Source organism: Amycolatopsis sp. NPDC049252, from assembly GCF_043197175.1.
In the GTDB taxonomy this organism is placed as follows: Bacteria; Actinomycetota; Actinomycetes; order Mycobacteriales; family Pseudonocardiaceae; genus Amycolatopsis.
The window spans coordinates 73,955-88,185 of record NZ_JBICSQ010000034.1; the positions used below are offsets into that span (position 1 = coordinate 73,955).

The 14,231-nt window shown below is 71.0% G+C and carries 15 protein-coding genes and 1 pseudogene; 8 read left to right on the plus strand and 8 right to left on the minus strand.

Going from position 1 to position 14,231, the window contains the following annotated elements; genetic code table 11:
• Nucleotides 1–140: 140 nt before the first annotated feature.
• Together ACGFMK_RS29020 and ACGFMK_RS29025 are read right to left on the minus strand one after the other, a co-directional pair.
• Nucleotides 141–1,616, minus strand: a complete 1,476-nt coding sequence (locus ACGFMK_RS29020) for a cytochrome ubiquinol oxidase subunit I (RefSeq protein WP_392769630.1) — start codon at nucleotides 1,614–1,616, stop codon at nucleotides 141–143.
• A gap of 79 nt (nucleotides 1,617–1,695) precedes the next feature.
• Nucleotides 1,696–2,655, minus strand: coding sequence for a S41 family peptidase (locus tag ACGFMK_RS29025; RefSeq protein WP_392769633.1), 960 nt, complete (start codon nucleotides 2,653–2,655; stop codon nucleotides 1,696–1,698).
• A 187-nt stretch (nucleotides 2,656–2,842) separates the two neighbouring features.
• Between ACGFMK_RS29025 and ACGFMK_RS29030 the strand changes: the two genes are divergently transcribed.
• Both ACGFMK_RS29030 and ACGFMK_RS29035 read left to right on the plus strand, forming a co-directional pair.
• On the plus strand, nucleotides 2,843–3,430 hold the full coding sequence (locus tag ACGFMK_RS29030) for a TMEM165/GDT1 family protein (RefSeq protein WP_392769670.1): 588 nt from the start codon (nucleotides 2,843–2,845) through the stop codon (nucleotides 3,428–3,430).
• A 117-nt stretch (nucleotides 3,431–3,547) separates the two neighbouring features.
• The gene (locus ACGFMK_RS29035; protein ID WP_392769636.1) at nucleotides 3,548–4,219 is read left to right on the plus strand and encodes a DUF998 domain-containing protein; all 672 of its coding nucleotides are present in this window, start codon (nucleotides 3,548–3,550) and stop codon (nucleotides 4,217–4,219) included.
• On the opposite strand, the gene ACGFMK_RS29040 is transcribed toward ACGFMK_RS29035, so the two are convergent.
• The 3 genes from ACGFMK_RS29040 to ACGFMK_RS29050 form a co-directional block, all read right to left on the minus strand.
• Nucleotides 4,216–4,617: a DUF6188 family protein gene (locus ACGFMK_RS29040; RefSeq protein WP_392769639.1), complete on the minus strand. Its 402-nt coding sequence runs from the start codon at nucleotides 4,615–4,617 to the stop codon at nucleotides 4,216–4,218. The two genes, ACGFMK_RS29035 and ACGFMK_RS29040, sit on opposite strands and share 4 nt — an antisense overlap.
• A gap of 63 nt (nucleotides 4,618–4,680) precedes the next feature.
• On the minus strand, nucleotides 4,681–5,322 hold the full coding sequence (locus tag ACGFMK_RS29045; RefSeq protein WP_392769642.1) for an IclR family transcriptional regulator: 642 nt from the start codon (nucleotides 5,320–5,322) through the stop codon (nucleotides 4,681–4,683).
• A complete protein-coding gene (locus tag ACGFMK_RS29050; protein ID WP_392769673.1) occupies nucleotides 5,319–6,173 on the minus strand; it encodes a hypothetical protein in 855 nt (284 codons plus the stop codon). The genes ACGFMK_RS29045 and ACGFMK_RS29050 overlap by 4 nt, the downstream gene beginning before the upstream one ends.
• Nucleotides 6,174–6,258: 85 nt before the next feature.
• On the opposite strand from ACGFMK_RS29050, the gene ACGFMK_RS29055 reads away from it, so the two are divergent.
• The 4 genes from ACGFMK_RS29055 to ACGFMK_RS29070 all read left to right on the plus strand — a co-directional run bounded on the left by ACGFMK_RS29055 (nucleotide 6,259) and on the right by ACGFMK_RS29070 (nucleotide 10,559).
• On the plus strand, nucleotides 6,259–7,431 hold the full coding sequence (locus ACGFMK_RS29055; RefSeq protein ID WP_392769645.1) for a homogentisate 1,2-dioxygenase: 1,173 nt from the start codon (nucleotides 6,259–6,261) through the stop codon (nucleotides 7,429–7,431).
• An 80-nt stretch (nucleotides 7,432–7,511) separates the two neighbouring features.
• A complete protein-coding gene (locus tag ACGFMK_RS29060; RefSeq protein ID WP_392769647.1) occupies nucleotides 7,512–9,317 on the plus strand; it encodes a substrate-binding and VWA domain-containing protein in 1,806 nt (601 codons plus the stop codon).
• Nucleotides 9,317–10,054, plus strand: coding sequence for a hypothetical protein (locus ACGFMK_RS29065; protein ID WP_392769649.1), 738 nt, complete (start codon nucleotides 9,317–9,319; stop codon nucleotides 10,052–10,054). Before ACGFMK_RS29060 ends, ACGFMK_RS29065 begins: the two co-directional genes overlap by 1 nt.
• Nucleotides 10,055–10,076: 22 nt before the next feature.
• Nucleotides 10,077–10,559 (plus strand): DUF4231 domain-containing protein, encoded by a 483-nt coding sequence (locus ACGFMK_RS29070; protein WP_392769651.1) that lies wholly within the window; start codon nucleotides 10,077–10,079, stop codon nucleotides 10,557–10,559.
• Here ACGFMK_RS29070 and ACGFMK_RS29075 read toward each other — a convergent pair.
• The gene (locus ACGFMK_RS29075; RefSeq protein ID WP_392769654.1) at nucleotides 10,556–11,464 is read right to left on the minus strand and encodes a LysR family transcriptional regulator; all 909 of its coding nucleotides are present in this window, start codon (nucleotides 11,462–11,464) and stop codon (nucleotides 10,556–10,558) included. The genes ACGFMK_RS29070 and ACGFMK_RS29075 overlap by 4 nt on opposite strands.
• A gap of 90 nt (nucleotides 11,465–11,554) precedes the next feature.
• Between ACGFMK_RS29075 and ACGFMK_RS29080 the strand changes: the two are divergent.
• Nucleotides 11,555–12,274 (plus strand): annotated as a pseudogene (locus ACGFMK_RS29080) (MFS transporter); the annotation flags it as partial.
• On the opposite strand, the gene ACGFMK_RS29085 reads toward ACGFMK_RS29080, so the two are convergent.
• On the minus strand, nucleotides 12,258–12,581 hold the full coding sequence (locus ACGFMK_RS29085) for a methyltransferase domain-containing protein (protein ID WP_392769657.1): 324 nt from the start codon (nucleotides 12,579–12,581) through the stop codon (nucleotides 12,258–12,260). The pseudogene ACGFMK_RS29080 and the gene ACGFMK_RS29085 overlap by 17 nt on opposite strands.
• 9 nt (nucleotides 12,582–12,590) lie before the next feature.
• Nucleotides 12,591–13,274 carry an NUDIX domain-containing protein gene (locus tag ACGFMK_RS29090; protein WP_392769659.1) on the minus strand — a complete coding sequence of 228 codons (684 nt, stop codon included), beginning with the start codon at nucleotides 13,272–13,274 and terminating at the stop codon, nucleotides 12,591–12,593.
• Nucleotides 13,275–13,358: 84 nt separating this feature from the next.
• On the opposite strand from ACGFMK_RS29090, the gene ACGFMK_RS29095 reads away from it, so the two are divergent.
• Nucleotides 13,359–14,231: SPFH domain-containing protein (locus ACGFMK_RS29095; protein WP_392769661.1), on the plus strand; the 873-nt coding region annotated here is incomplete at its 3' end.

The window sequence follows — 14,231 nt, forward strand, 5'->3', positions numbered from 1 at the left end:
TTATCCACAAGTGGTCGAGTTGTCCACAGATTTGCTGTGGGTAACCCGTGAGAGTGACCAAGCCGATACGCTGGGTTCGGGGCCGCCCCCCGGGACGGGTGGGGGCTGCGTTGCGGGCGGGTGTGCTCATGGTGGCCACCTCAGTAGGCGAACGCGAGCGTGTCGCCCGGTTCGTTGTCGTCGTCCTTGGGTTTCGGCGGGGGCATCACCGCGTCGACGCCGCCGCGGATGTACTTGCGCATCAGGTACAGCTCCACCAGGCCGAGGGCCGCGTACACCGTGGTCAGCGCGATGAGTGACGTCCAGACCTCGCCCGTCGACAGGTGGGAGACGGCGCGGGCGGTGAACATCCAGACGCCGTCGACCCCCGACGGGTTGGGCGCGACCACGAACGGCTGGCGGCCCATCTCCGTGAAGATCCAGCCCGCGCTGTTGCCCAGGAACGGGGTGGCCACGCCGGCCAGCACCAGGAGCGGGAACCAGCGGCCCGCCGGGATGCGGTCGCGGCGGGTCAGCCACAGGGCCAGCAGCCCGATGCCCGCCGACACCGCGCCGAAACCGATCATCATGCGGAAGCCCCAGTACGTCACCGGGAGGTTCGGCACGTAGTCGATCGGCTTGCCCGCGAGCGAACCCAGGTCCGGGTCGTCCGGGTAGTTCGTGCCGTACTTGGCCTGGTACTCCCCGATCAGGTCCTCGACGCCCTTGACCTCGGTCTTGAAGTCGTTGTGCGCCAGGAACGACAGCAGCGCGGGCACGTTGAACGTCTTGACGTCCTCGCAGTTCGAGCCCGCGACGTCGCCGATCGCGATGATCGAGAAGCTCGCCGGCCGTTCCGTGTGGCACAGCGCTTCCGCCGACGCCATCTTCATCGGCTGCTGCTCGAACATCAGCTTGCCCTGGGTGTCACCGGTGATCGCCAGTACGGCGAACGCGGCGATGCCGACCCAGCCGCCCAGGCGCAGCGACGTGCGCCAGACGTCCTGGTGGTCGCCGCGGCGCCACAGGTGCCAGCCGGCGATGCCGACCAGGAAGGCCGCCGCCACCGAGAACGCGCCGGCCAGCGTGTGCGGGATCGCGGCCAGCGCCGTGTTGTTCGTCAGCACCGCCCAGATCGAGTTCATCGTCGGCTTGCCGTTCTCGAACGTGACGCCGACCGGGTGCTGCATCCACGAGTTCGCGGCCAGGATGAAGTACGCCGAAGCCATCGTGGCCAGCGAAAACGCCCAGGCGCACGCCAGGTGGACCTTCTTCGGCAGCCGGTCCCAGCCGAAGATCCACAGGCCGAGGAAGGTCGACTCGACGAAGAACGCGACGAGCCCTTCCATGGCGAGCGGCGCGCCGAAGACGTCGCCGACGAAGCGGGAGTACGCGCTCCACGTCATCCCGAACTGGAACTCCTGCACGATGCCGGTCACGACGCCCATGGCGAAGTTGACCAGCAGCAGCTTGCCCCAGAACTTGGTCATCCGCAGGTGCCGCAGCTCGCCGGTGCGGACCCAGCGGGTCTGCATCGCCGCGACCAGGATCGACAACCCGATGGTCAACGGGACCATCAGGAAGTGGTAGACGGTGGTGATGCCGAACTGCCACCGCGCTAGCTCTAGGACCTCCACGTAGCCCAGCGTGCTCCGGGCACGTCGGCGCGACCAGTTCAACTGGTCCTGATGTGCCCAGGACCAACGTCCTGGGTGACTACAACCGGTCGAGTGCCTGCCGGGCCTCTTCGGCGACGCCGCGCCGCGGGCCGGTCTCGCCGAGCTCGAGCACGTGCTTCAGGGCCAGCCCGTACGCCGTGTCGAACGCTTTCTCCGCGTCGACCGGGATGTCCGGCCGGACGCCGACGCCCTCCCAGTTCTCCCCCGTCTCCGGGTGCAACGACCGCGCGATCGAGACGGTCACGTCGAGGTAGGTGTCCACTTTGTACTGCTCACGCGGGTGCGCGCCGCCGCGGCTGGGCTCGCCGACGGTCTTCGCGCGGCCCTGTTGCTGCAGGGAGAACGCGAGGTCCTCGCCGCCGGAGAACGTGCGCGGGCCGGTGAGCACCCAGACCGGCTTGGTGCCGCCGAACTTCGCGCCCGGCACGTACGGCAGCGTCCACATCTGGGTCGTCTTGTCGCCTTCGCGCTCGTAGATGTCGAGGTAGTGGACCTGCTCGTCGACCAGGTAGCTCTGCAGCAGCGCGCTCGTGCCCGGGGTGCCGCCGCGGTTGCGGCGCACGTCGAGCAGCAGCGCGTCGGTGGGCGCCAGCAGCGTCATCGCCGAAGCGATCGCCGGCCCGGCCAGCTCGGCCGGGTAGAGCAGCGTCGTTTCGAGGTAGCCGACGTTGCCCGCGAGCCGCTGGACGGCCGCGATGCCGAAGGCCTCCAGCTCGGCCTCGAGCCGGAAGGCGTCGGAGTCGAACGCCGCGTCGCCGTCTTCGGCGACCGGGTCGACGTGGTGCCGCAGCCGGAGGTGCTTGTCGCCGTTCACCGACTGGAGGTCGTCTGTGACGGCCGTCGCGAACTCGGCGTCACCGAGGTCCGCGTACGCGCCTTCGCCGAGACGCCCGCGAAGCACCTCCGCCAGCTTCGCCGCGACCTCCGGGAAGATGTAGTGCCCTTCCAGCCGGCGGATGACCTCGTTGACCTGCGCAGCGCGCACCTCTGACCCCATGGCGGTCAACCTACCGCAGGCCACAACCAAATATTCGGCGTGCCGAAGAAAATTGTGCGACGAGCCTCGGTAACGAATTCATGGACACCGATTCGGCAATTTCGCGCAAGCCATCAGCTTGCCTCCCTCTGAATGTCCCCTTTATCGTTGAAGTGAAAGGGGCGAAAGAATACTCATGACTACCGCGATGGTGGCGTTGATCAGCGCGTTCGGCCTGGTCCTCGCCGTGGAGCTGCCGGACAAGACGCTGGTCGCGACCTTGGTGCTGACCACCCGTTTCCGAGGTGGCCCGGTTTTCGCCGGGGTGTGTGCCGCGTTCGCCGTGCAATGCGTCATCGCGGTCGCGTTCGGCAGCGTGCTGACCCTCCTGCCGGACCTGGTCCTTTCCCTGGTCGTCGCGGCGATGTTCGGCCTCGGCGCTTTCATGCTCCTTCGCGAGGGATTCAGCGAAGCGGACGAAGCAGGTGAAGACGCTTCGCGCACGGGCCCCTCTCCAGCGTCCTTCGCACGCTCCGCGCTGACGTCCTTCGGCGTGCTCTTCGCCGCCGAGTGGGGTGACGCCTCCCAGCTCGCGACGGCGAGCCTCACCGCCCGGATCGGCAACCCGCTCGCGGTCGGCGTCGGCTCGTTCGCCGCGCTCGTCGTGGTCGCCGGGCTCGCGGTGTTCATCGGCGGCAAGATCCGCAACCGGATCAACCCGAAGCTGATCCAGCGGATCGCCGGGTTCATGTTCGCCGGGTTCGCGGCTTTCGCCCTGCTCCAGCTGGCTTTCTGAGCCGGGCGTATAGGCCCTTCACAGGATCACGCGGTAACCTTTCGGGAACGAATGGGTGAGGGCAAGGTGAACACCACCTTGCCCTTCTCCATGTCCCCGAAGCCAGGAGAACCGCAGGTGACCTCGCCGAAGCCGTTGACCCACGCCGTCTCGCCGGTGCACGGCAGGCTCGCGCTGGGCGGCATCGGCCTGGCCGTGGCCATCTCGATCGACCTGCACCTGCGCCTCTCCGGCCAGGTCAGCCCCATCTGGCAGACGCTCTCGGAGTACGTCTACGGCAAGCTCGGCAGCTCCTCGGCCGCGCCGCTGTTCAGCGCGATGTGCCTGGCGCTGTCGCTCGGCTCGGTCGCGCTGCTCACCGGCATCGCCAAGGCGCGGCGCCCGGGCACCACGGCCGTCTGCGTGCTGGTCGGCGTCTGGTCGGCCGGCCTCCTGGTGTGCGGGCTCGTGCCCGTCGACCCGGACGGGCAGGCGCGTTCGCTGTCCGGGCAGGTGCACAACATCGCCGCGCTGACGGCGTTCGTCGCGTTGCCCGCCGCCGCGTTCGTGCTGACCCGCCGCGGCCGCGACCGCTGCCCGTGGGAGCCGCGCCGCACGACCATCCGGCGGCTCGCCACGGCGAGCTTCGCCAGCATCGGCATCGTGCTCGCCGGCTTCGTCTGCACGCTCGTCATCGGGCCCGCCCAGCAGGACGTCACGCTCGGCCTGTTCGAGCGGCTCCTGTTCACCGTCGACGTCGCGCTGCTGCTGACCATGGTCCGGCCGCTGGTGGCCGTCTCCCGGCGTTAGTTCGCCTCTCCCGGTCCGACCAGGATCGGCTCGACGCCGTACCCGGTCAGCCACCACGACTCGTACGCCGGGTCCGGCCACGCGGACAGCTCAGCGCCGTCGTCGAAGGTCAGCACGAGGCTGCCGGAGCACAGCCGCACCGCGGTCACCGTGCGGCCGAACAGCGCGAGCACCGGCGCGAGCGCGGCCCCGGTCGCCGGGGTCAGGTCGTGGCTGCGGCCCTCGGCGTCACGCACCCGGAACGACGTCTCGACGACGAGTTCGGCGTCGACCCTGGCGTCCTCGCCCACCGGCTGGTCGACGAGCTCGAGGCGCACCTGGAAGTCGAACGCGGTCCGGCGGACCGCGCAGCCGACGAGCTCTTCGGGAACCTTCACCGCACCCCCGGACCGGGTCACGGCGGCTCCCCGGCGGGCCGCCTCCGGCGACCACGAGATCACATCCCGGCGCCGGTACGCCAACTACACGTCCGTTCGGAGCACCTCGGTCAGCCGAGCGGCCGCAGCCACCACCTGCGGTCCCACCTCGGCGGACTTGAGGGGTTCGAGGGAAACGACGCCGACGCTCGCGCGCAGCCCGGGCACCCCGCGGACCGGGGCGGCAACGCCGGAGGCCCCCGCTTCCAGCTCGCCCGACGACGTCACCCAGCCGTCGCCGCCGGGGCGCAGGGTCATCGCCTTGCCGGCCGCGCCCGAGTTCAGCGCGTGGCGGCTGCCGACCCGGTAGGCGACGTGGAAATTCGTCCAGGACGGCTCCACGACGGCCACCGCAAGCGCTTGCGGTCCCTGGGCGACCGACAGGTGCGCGGTCGCGCCGACCTTCTCGGCCAGCTCGCGCAGCACCGGGCCGGCCGCGTCACGCAGCTGCGGCAGGACCTGCCCGGCCAGCCGGAGCAGGCCGACACCGAGCCGGACCTTGGTGCCGTCGCGCCAGACCAGCCCGCGCTCCGAGAGCGGCACGAGCAGCCGGTAGACGGCCGCGCGGCTGGCCCCGATGGCCACGGCGAGCTCGGAGATGGTCGCCGCGTCACCGCCGGCGTCGGCCACGGCCTGCAGCAGCGCCAAGCCCCGGTCGAGCGTCAGCGACCCCTCCCGGCTGGTCACAGCAAGCCGAGTTCGCCCATGTCGGCAACTGGCTCGGCGAACGACGCCGCCGCGTACGACGCGAAGAGCTCGCGAACAGCCTTCGCGGCGGGCTCGGGCAGCGCGCGGGCCTCGTCGGCCAGCACCTGGCCGTCGGTCTCCTCCAGCGCCGCCCGGACGTCACCGCCGGAGAGGCTGCGGGCGGAGGCCACCAGCAGGTTGAGGAAGCCGTGGTGCACGAACCCGGTGTCCGGGTCCGCGTGCCGGACGGCGCGGTGCAGGCTGTTCGTCGCCTTGAACGACGCCCCGCTGGACCCGCTGACGACGGCCAGGAAGTCCGCCACCTCGTCGACGCTCGGGAAGTTCTCGCCCGCCTTGCCGCCGCAGCGGATCTTGGGCCAGCTCCCGTGCTCGATCACCTTGCGGACGCCGTCGAGCCAGCCGACGCCGCGCCGCGGCTCGACGACCCGGATGACGTCCTCGGGGACGAACTCCGAGACGCGCTCCAGCCACACCTCGTCGACGTCCGACGGCGCGGGCATCTCGACCATCCGCAGCGCGAGCAGCTCACTGCGCGACTCGACGATGGAGATCGCCTTCGGCACGCCGCCGAGCCCGGTGTCGATGATCAAGGAAAGCGGCAGCGGCTGCTTCGGCTTGATCTTGATCAACTCGGTGATCAGCTCGGGCAGACGGGACGCCTGGCAGAGAAAAACCCCCAGTACACCTGCGTGTTCGGACTCCCGGCTCGCGAAGTGCGCGCGCAGGGCTTCGGGCATGGCGGCATCGCCCGGAGGGAACAGCGCCGAGTCGTCGACGAGCCTCGCGAACAGGGGAGGAATTCCACGGGGGCCGGGGGGCGTGAGTTCCACAGCGCTTGACACGACTGACACGCTAGTAGCGTACGACATGAGGACAAAATCGTTCGCACAACGGACACGTCAGAAGGGGACGTCGATGCCTTACTACCGGCGAGTAGGCGAGATCCCGCACAAGCGGCACACCGCGTTCCGGAAGCCGGACGGCGGGCTCTACGCCGAAGAGCTGATGGGCGTCGAGGGCTTCTCCGCCGACTCCGCGCTGCTCTACCACCGCGGGCTGCCGACGGCGATCGTCGACGCCGTCGCCGTCGAGGAGGACCGCGGCTCGCTCACCCCGAACCACCCGCTCAAGCCGCGGGCGTTCCAGACCCAGGACCTCAAGTTCGGCGGCGACACCGACGCCGTGACGGACCGGCGGCGGCTGTTCGGCAACGCCGACGTCACCATCGGGTTCGTCACGGCGACCGCGCCCAGCCCGCTGTACCGCAACGCGGCCGGCGACGAGCTGTTCTACATCCAGGGCGGCTCCGCGACCGTCGAGACGATCTACGGCAGCCTCGAGGTCGGCGACGGCGACTACCTGGTCATCCCGACGTCGTGCACATACCGCGTGCTCCCGCACGGCGAGGTCGGCCTCTTCATCCTGGAGGCGCGCGGGCACATCGGTCCGCCGAAGCGCTACCTGTCGGCGAAGGGCCAGTTCCTGGAGCACTCGCCGTACTGCGAGCGCGACGTCCGCGGGCCGTCCGAGCCGCTGCTGGCCGACGGCGAGGACGTCGAGGTGCTCGTGCGCCACCGCGCCGGGCTGACCCGCTACACCTACGCGACGCACCCCTTCGACGTCGTCGGGTGGGACGGCTGCCTGTACCCGTGGGCGTTCAACATCGACGACTTCGAGCCCATCACCGGCCGCGTGCACCAGCCACCGCCGGTGCACCAGACGTTCGAGGGCCCGAACTTCGTGGTCTGCTCCTTCTGCCCGCGGAAGGTCGACTACCACGAGGACTCGATCCCGGTGCCGTACAACCACGCCAACGTCGACTCCGACGAGCTGATGTTCTACGTGCGCGGCAACTACGAGGCCCGCAAGGGCTCGGGGATCGGCGTCGGCTCGCTGTCGCTGCACCCGTCCGGCTTCACGCACGGCCCGCAGCCGGGCGCGGCGGAGGCGTCGATCGGCGCGGAGTTCTTCGACGAAACCGCCGTCATGGTGGACACTTTCGCGCCGCTGGACCTGGGTGAGGCCGCCGACGCGTCCGAAGACCCCGGTTACGCGTGGACGTGGTCGCGCCGCGGCCCCAAGGGATAGTCAAGTTTCGGCAACGCGCCCCCGGCGCTCCCCCACCGGCCGGATAATGGACTTTCCGGTCGGCGGAGGGGGCGTTTTCGATGATCAATTCCCAGCCTGCACGAAGAAGGAGAAAAATTCTCCCCTTCATCGCGGCGATCGTCGTGGCGGCCGGGTTGATCATCGGAATCCGGGCCTGGACCAGCGGTTCCGACGAGGCCGACGCGCCGAAGTGCACCGGTGACGACGCGATCGCGCTGAACGTCGCGTCGTCCCCGGAAAAGGTCGGCATCGTCCAAGAAGCTGCAAAAGCCTACTCCGGACGGTCGGTCGCCGGACATTGTGTCGACGTCGTCGTGAAGTCGAAGTCGTCGGGTGTCGCGATGCTGGCGCTGGCGAACGGCTGGAACGAGGCCACCGACGGCCCGCGCCCCGACGTCTGGACGCCGGCCGCGAGCGGCTGGGTCAACCTGCTGCGTGTCAACGCCAAGGGCGACACCGCCTCGATCGTGCCCGACGGCAACCCGGAGTCGATCGCGAACTCGCCGCTGACGATCGCGATGCCGAAGCCGATGGCCGAGGCGCTCGGCTGGCCGTCGAAGCCGATCGGCTGGAAGGACCTGGCGTCGCTGGCCACCGACCCGGCGGGCTGGGCGAAGTTCGGGCACCCGGAGTGGGGCAAGTTCCGGCTGGGCAAGACGAACCCGAACATCTCCACGGCCGGCCTGAACGCCACGATCGGCGCGTACTACGCCGCGACCGGGACGTCGTCCGACCTCACCGCCGCCGCGCTCGAGAAGCCCGAGGCGAAGCAGTTCGTCACGAACATCGAGCAGGCGATCGTGCACTACGGCGACAACACGCTGACGTTCCTGACGAACCTGCAGAAGGCCGACGACCGGGGTGCCGCGCTGTCGTACATCTCGGCGGTGACCGTCGAGGAGAGCTCGCTGATCGGCTACAACCAGGGCAACCCGACGAACGACCCCACGAAGGTGGGCCAGCACGCGCCGCCGAAGGTGCCGATCGTCGCGATCTACCCGTCGGACGGCACGCTCAACTCCGACCACCCGTTCGTCACGCTGAACTGGGCCGACCAGACGCGCAAGCAGATCGCCGCGGACTTCCTCGGGTACCTGCGCGGGCCGGAGACGCAGCAGAAGTTCGCCGCACTGGGCTTCCGGTCCTTCGACGGCAAGCCGGGCGCGCAGGTGACCACCGCCAACGGCGCGCAGCCGGACGCGAAGATCAGCTTCCTGCAGCCGCCCTCGCCGACGGTGCTGTCGAAGCTGCTGACCACCTGGACCGAGCTGCGCAAGAAGGCGAACGTGCTGCTGGTCGTGGACGTCTCGGGCTCGATGGGCGACGAGGTCAAGGGCACCGGCAAGAGCAAGATCGACCTGGCGAAACAGGCCGCGATCGACGCGCTCGGCCAGTTCGTGCCGCGGGATCAGGTCGGGCTCTGGCAGTTCTCGACCCACCTCGACGGCGACCGGGACTACCAGGAGCTGCTGCCGGTCCAGGCCCTCGGCACCAGCGGCAAGGAGACGCTCGCGTCGCGGCTGAGCGGGCTCACGCCGCAGGCCGGCACCGGGCTGTACGACTCGTCGCTGGCCGCGTACGAGTACATGAAGGCGCACGTCGACCCGACGGCGATCAACGCCGTCGTCGTGCTGACCGACGGCCGCAACGAGGACTCCGGCGGCGTCGACCTCGACCACCTGCTGCCGCAGCTGCGACCGGAGGGCAACGCGGAGACGGTCCGGCTGTTCACCATCGCCTACGGCGGCGACGCCGACCAGGACGTGCTGAAGCAGATCGCGGAATCGACCGAGGGATCGGAATACGATTCGTCCAAACCGGACTCGATCAACCAGGTCTTCACGTCCGTGATCTCGAACTTCTGATGAAATTCGCCCGGGAGCTCGCCGAACCGTGGGGGCTGTTGCTCGGCGCCACGTCGGCCGGGGTGGCGTGGGCCGTGCAGCTGCCGGTGGTCGCCGCGCTCGGCGTGGGTGTCGCGGTGCTGGCCGCCCGCGCCGGCGTCGCGGTCGCAACCCGCGAGAAGGAGGCTCCGGCCCGCGAAGCACGGGTCCTGGACGTCACGCCGGGATCGGCCGAGGCCAACTGGCTGCACCGCGCGGAGCACGCCGCCGAGGGGTTCGGCTCGCTGAGCGACTCCCTGGACTCGGGCCCCCTCGCCGACCGCGTCGCCGACATGGAACCGGTGGTCCGGGAGACGCTGTCCACCCTGCAGCGGTTGGCCGGGCGCGCGTCGGCGACGGGAAAGGCGTTGTCCCGCGTCGATCTGGAGGCCGTCGCGCGGGAAAAGCGCCGCCTGAAAGGGGAGTTGAAGTCGGCCCACGAGGACGTCCGGGGTGACCTCGAGCAGGCGTTGAGCGCGGTGCAGGCGCAGGCGGACGTCCACGCGCGGCTCTCGGGAGCGCGGGACAAGCTGCTGGCACAGCTGCAGTCGGGCGCGCTGGGTCTGGACAGCTTGGTGGCGCGGGTGGCGGAACTGACGGCGGCGACCACGGACTTCGCGGTGGACACGGGCGCGGTCCGCGAGCTGAGCGACCAGCTGGAGGGGATCCGGCAGGGCGTCCTGGAGACGGAACAGGCGACGCGGCGATCGCTGGGCTGACCGCGTGCTTGACTTTCCCCCCATGAAGGCAGAGTCGCGCACGATTGCGCGGAGTCAGTGGGTTCTGGACGCGAAGGGCGTCGACGACGAGCCGGTGCCGCCGTCGGTGCTGGCCGAGTGGCGGCGGTACCAGCGGTCGTCGTGGGCCGCGCGGCGGCGGCACTCCGTGGTCGAGATGGCGAGCCTGGTCGTGACCGCCACGATTCCCGCGCTCGCGGCCTTCGCCATCGACGCGCGGATCATCGCCGCCGTCGGGTCGGTTGCGGTGCTGGTCAACGGGGTTCGGGCGCTCGGCGGGTACAAGGAGAACTGGACCAGCCGGACGCGGGCGCGCTACGCGATCGAGAAGGAGGTCGCGCTCTTCGCCGCCCGTCACGGCAACTACGCCGCTTCGGGCGCGGCGGCCGTGCTGGTGGAGACCGTCGAGGAGATCTGTGCCGGGGAGCGTGACGGCTGGGTGGCGCTACGGCTGTCCTACGGCAACACCCGGGAGAAGATCACCTAGCCCGCCCAGCTCGGGCGCCAGACGTCGGACGCTCTCGTGCCGGGTCGCAGGTGCGCGCGGAGGGCGGCCAGCGCCGGGTGCGGGTTGTCGCGCCGCCACACCAGCGAATGCGGGTAGACCGGCACCGGGTCCTTGATCGGCACGCGCCGCAGGTCGTGCCCGGCCGGCCACAGCAGCCGGACGCCCTCGCCGACCAGCGTCGCCACCTCGGCCGAGTCCGCGATCGTGTCCAGCACCACCTCGGTGCCGAAGTTCGGGCCGATCGCGTCGATCGACAGGCGGAAGGCCGCCGCGAGCTCGGCGTAGTAGGCGGCCCATTCCGTGCCGGGCACGATGCCGGGCATCCAGATCCGGTGCCCGGCCAGCTGAGCCGGTGTCACCGCGGGCGCCGTCGCCAGCACGTGCGCGGGGCCGCACAGCAGCAGGAGCGGCTCGTCCAGCACCGCCATCGATGCGACGCCGTCGGACAAGGCGGCAACCGCGCGGAAGGACGCGTCGATCGAGCCGTCCCGCACCGCGGCGACCGCGGTCTCGGCGTCGAACAGCGTCACGACCTCCAATTCGACGTCCGGGTGCGCCTCGTGGAACCCGCGCAGCAGCGCCGCCGTGCCGAGGCGCCGTCCGATGACGTCGACGCGCAGCGGGCGGCGGCCGGACCGCACCGAAGCCACCGCACGCGCTTCGGCCAGCAGCAGTTCACGGGCGTGCGGCAGGAACGCCTCACCGTCGCCGGTCAGCGTGGCTCCGCGTGCGGTGCGCGTGAACAGCCGTGTCCCCAACGTCTTCTCCAGCGCGGCGATGCGCTTGGAGACGGCCTGCTGGGTGATCGACAGGTCGGTGGCGGCGTCCTGGAACCGGCCCGCGTCCGCGGCGGTGACGAAGGTGCGCACGGCATCGAGGTCCACGGACCGACTCTAGGTTCACAACGCCGGGTTGTGGCTCGCCGCCGCGGTGGTTGTTTGCTCCGCGGGCGCCTCGTTCGCTTTGCTCTCCGGGTGATGCGCAGGCGGTCGCTGGGGCCGCGGTTCAGGTGGCTTTGGACGGCCTACGCCGTCAGCACGTTCGGGACCTGGCTCGGGTTCGGTGCCTTCCCGCTGCTCGCGATCCTCGTGCTGCACGCCGGGCCGGCGGCGGTCTCCGCGCTCGCCGCGATCGGGCCCGCCGTCGGCGCGCTCGTGGCCGTGCCGCTGGGACCGTGGATCGAGTTCCGGCGGAAGCGGCCGGTGCTGGTCGGGATGGACGTCGTCCGGTTCGCGGCCCTGATCAGCGTGCCTGCCGCCTACGCGCTCGGCTGGCTCGGTTTCGGGCAGCTGCTGGTGGTTTCGGTGATCGTCGCCGCGGCGGACATCGCCTTCACGTCCGCGAGCGGCGCCTACCTGAAGGCGCTCGTGCCGCCGGAGGACCTGCTCGTCGCGAACGGGCGGTTCGAGTCGACGACCTGGACCGCGACCGCGCTCGGCCCGCCGCTGGGCGGCGCCGCGTTCGGGCTGCTCGGGCCGGTGACGACGGTGGTCGCGAACGCCGTCAGCTTCCTGCTCTCGGCGCTGGGGATCCGGGCGATCGGCGGGACGGAACCACCGCCGGCGAGCACCACCTCCCGGCTGCGCGCGCGGGACCTGACCGAGGGGTGGCGCTTCCTGCTCACCCACCCCGGCCTGCGACCGCTGTTCCTCAACGTGCTCCTGTTCAACGGCCTGATCATGGGGACCGAGCCGTGGGGGGGCGGGGGCCGGCGCGGGCCCCCCGGGGGGGCGCCCCGGCGGGCAGCCGTTCGAGGCGTTGCCGGGCCTTGTCCAGCATGGCGGGTGAGGGATCGAGCAGCGTCACCTCGTAGCCCGCTTCGGCCAGCGGGAACGACTGGTGACCCGCGCCGCCGCCGACGTCGAGCACCGTCGCCGGCGGCGCCGGGAGGTGTTCGAGCAGCTGCTGGTGCAGCACGTGGGTGCGCACGTGCCCTTTGACCGTGGCGTAGGCCTCGTCGGCGAACTTGTCGGCCAGCCCGGCCCAGGCGTCGTCGCTCACCTCACCAAGTTAGCCTCCGGAGCGGAGCATCGGCGGGTACAGCAGCCCCGCCCCGCCCCGCCGGTACAGCTGCGCCGGGCGGCCGCCGTCGCGCGTGGTCGTCCGGCCGGTCGGCTCCAGCAGCCCGTCGGCGCCCGTCACCTTGCGGTGGAAGTTGCGGGGGTCGAGCCGGGTGTCCCAGACCAGCTCGTACACCCGCCGCAGCTCCGCGACCGTGAACTCCGGCGGGCAGAACGCCGTCGCCAGCGGCGAGTACTCGAGTTTCGCGCGGGCGCGCTCGATGCCGTCCGCGAGGATCCGGTCGTGGTCGAACGCCAGGCGCTCGCCCGCCAGTTCGCGCACCGGCGCCCACCGGGCGTCCGCCGCGTCGGTGCCCGCGCGCGGCACCGGGAGGTCCGGGGCCAGTGCGAGGTAGGCCACCGTCACCACGCGCATCCGCGGATCGCGGTCCGGCGCGCCGTAGCCGGCGAGCTGTTCGATGTGGACGGTGCCCGGCGCGAGCCCGGTCTCCTCCGCCAGTTCGCGGCGGGCGGCGTCCTCGAGGCCTTCGTCCGCGCGGACGAAGCCGCCGGGCAGCGCCCAGCCGCCGAGGAACGGTTCCACTCCCCGGCGAACGACGAGCGCGCACAGCTCGTCCCCGGTCAGGGTGAGCACGACGAGGTCGGCGGTGACGGCGAACGGCGGGTGACCCATGCCACCACCCTACCGGCTAATCGTCAGCTTGACGATTAGACCCTTCACGCCATATCGTCACCTCGACGATAAGAGGAGGTCCTGATGGCCGACATCAACCGCCGGTTCGGGTTCCGGCACCTGCGCGGCGCACCCACCGTGCACATCCGCCACTACCGCCGCGGCAAGCTCGCGCACGACGGTCTCGGCCTGTCGTTCTGGTACCGGCCGCTGACCGCGGTCGTCTCGGAGGTCCCGGTCGACGACCGCGAGCTGCCGCTGCTGTTCCACGCCCGCACGGCCGACTTCCAGGACGTCACCGTGCAGCTCGCGCTGACCTTCCGGATCGAGGACCCGGCGCTGGCCGCGCAGCGGATCGACTTCTCCATCGACCCCGACACCGGGCGCTGGCGAAGCGACCCGCTCGCCCAGATCAGCGGGCTGCTCACCGAGAACGTGCAGCAGTACGCGGTCGAGGTGCTCACCCGCACGCCCCTGGCCACCGCGCTCGTCGACGGCGTCGGCGCGGTCCGCGACCGCATCCGGGCCGGGCTCGCCGTCGAGGACACGCGGCTTTCGCAGACCGGCTCGGCGGTGGTCGACGTCCGCGTCGTCTCGATCCGCGCCGAGCCGGAGGTCGAGAAGGCGCTGCAGACGACGGCGCGGGAGAAGGTGCAGCAGGAGGCCGACCGGGCGACGTTCGAGCGGCGCGCGCTCGCTGTCGAACGCGAGCGGGCGATCAGCGAGAACGAGCTGCAGAGCAAGATCGAGCTGGCCCGCCGCGAGGAGCAGCTGCTCGCGCAACGCGGGGCCAACGCCCGGCGCCAGGCCGAAGAGGCCGCGGCGGCGAACCGGATCGACACCGAGGCGCAGGCGTCGCGGGAGGAACGCCTGACGCAGGTCAAGGCCGACGGCACCCGCGCACTCGGGGAGGCCGAAGCGGCCGGCGAGGCGGCCCGGCTGGCGGCGTACCGCGAC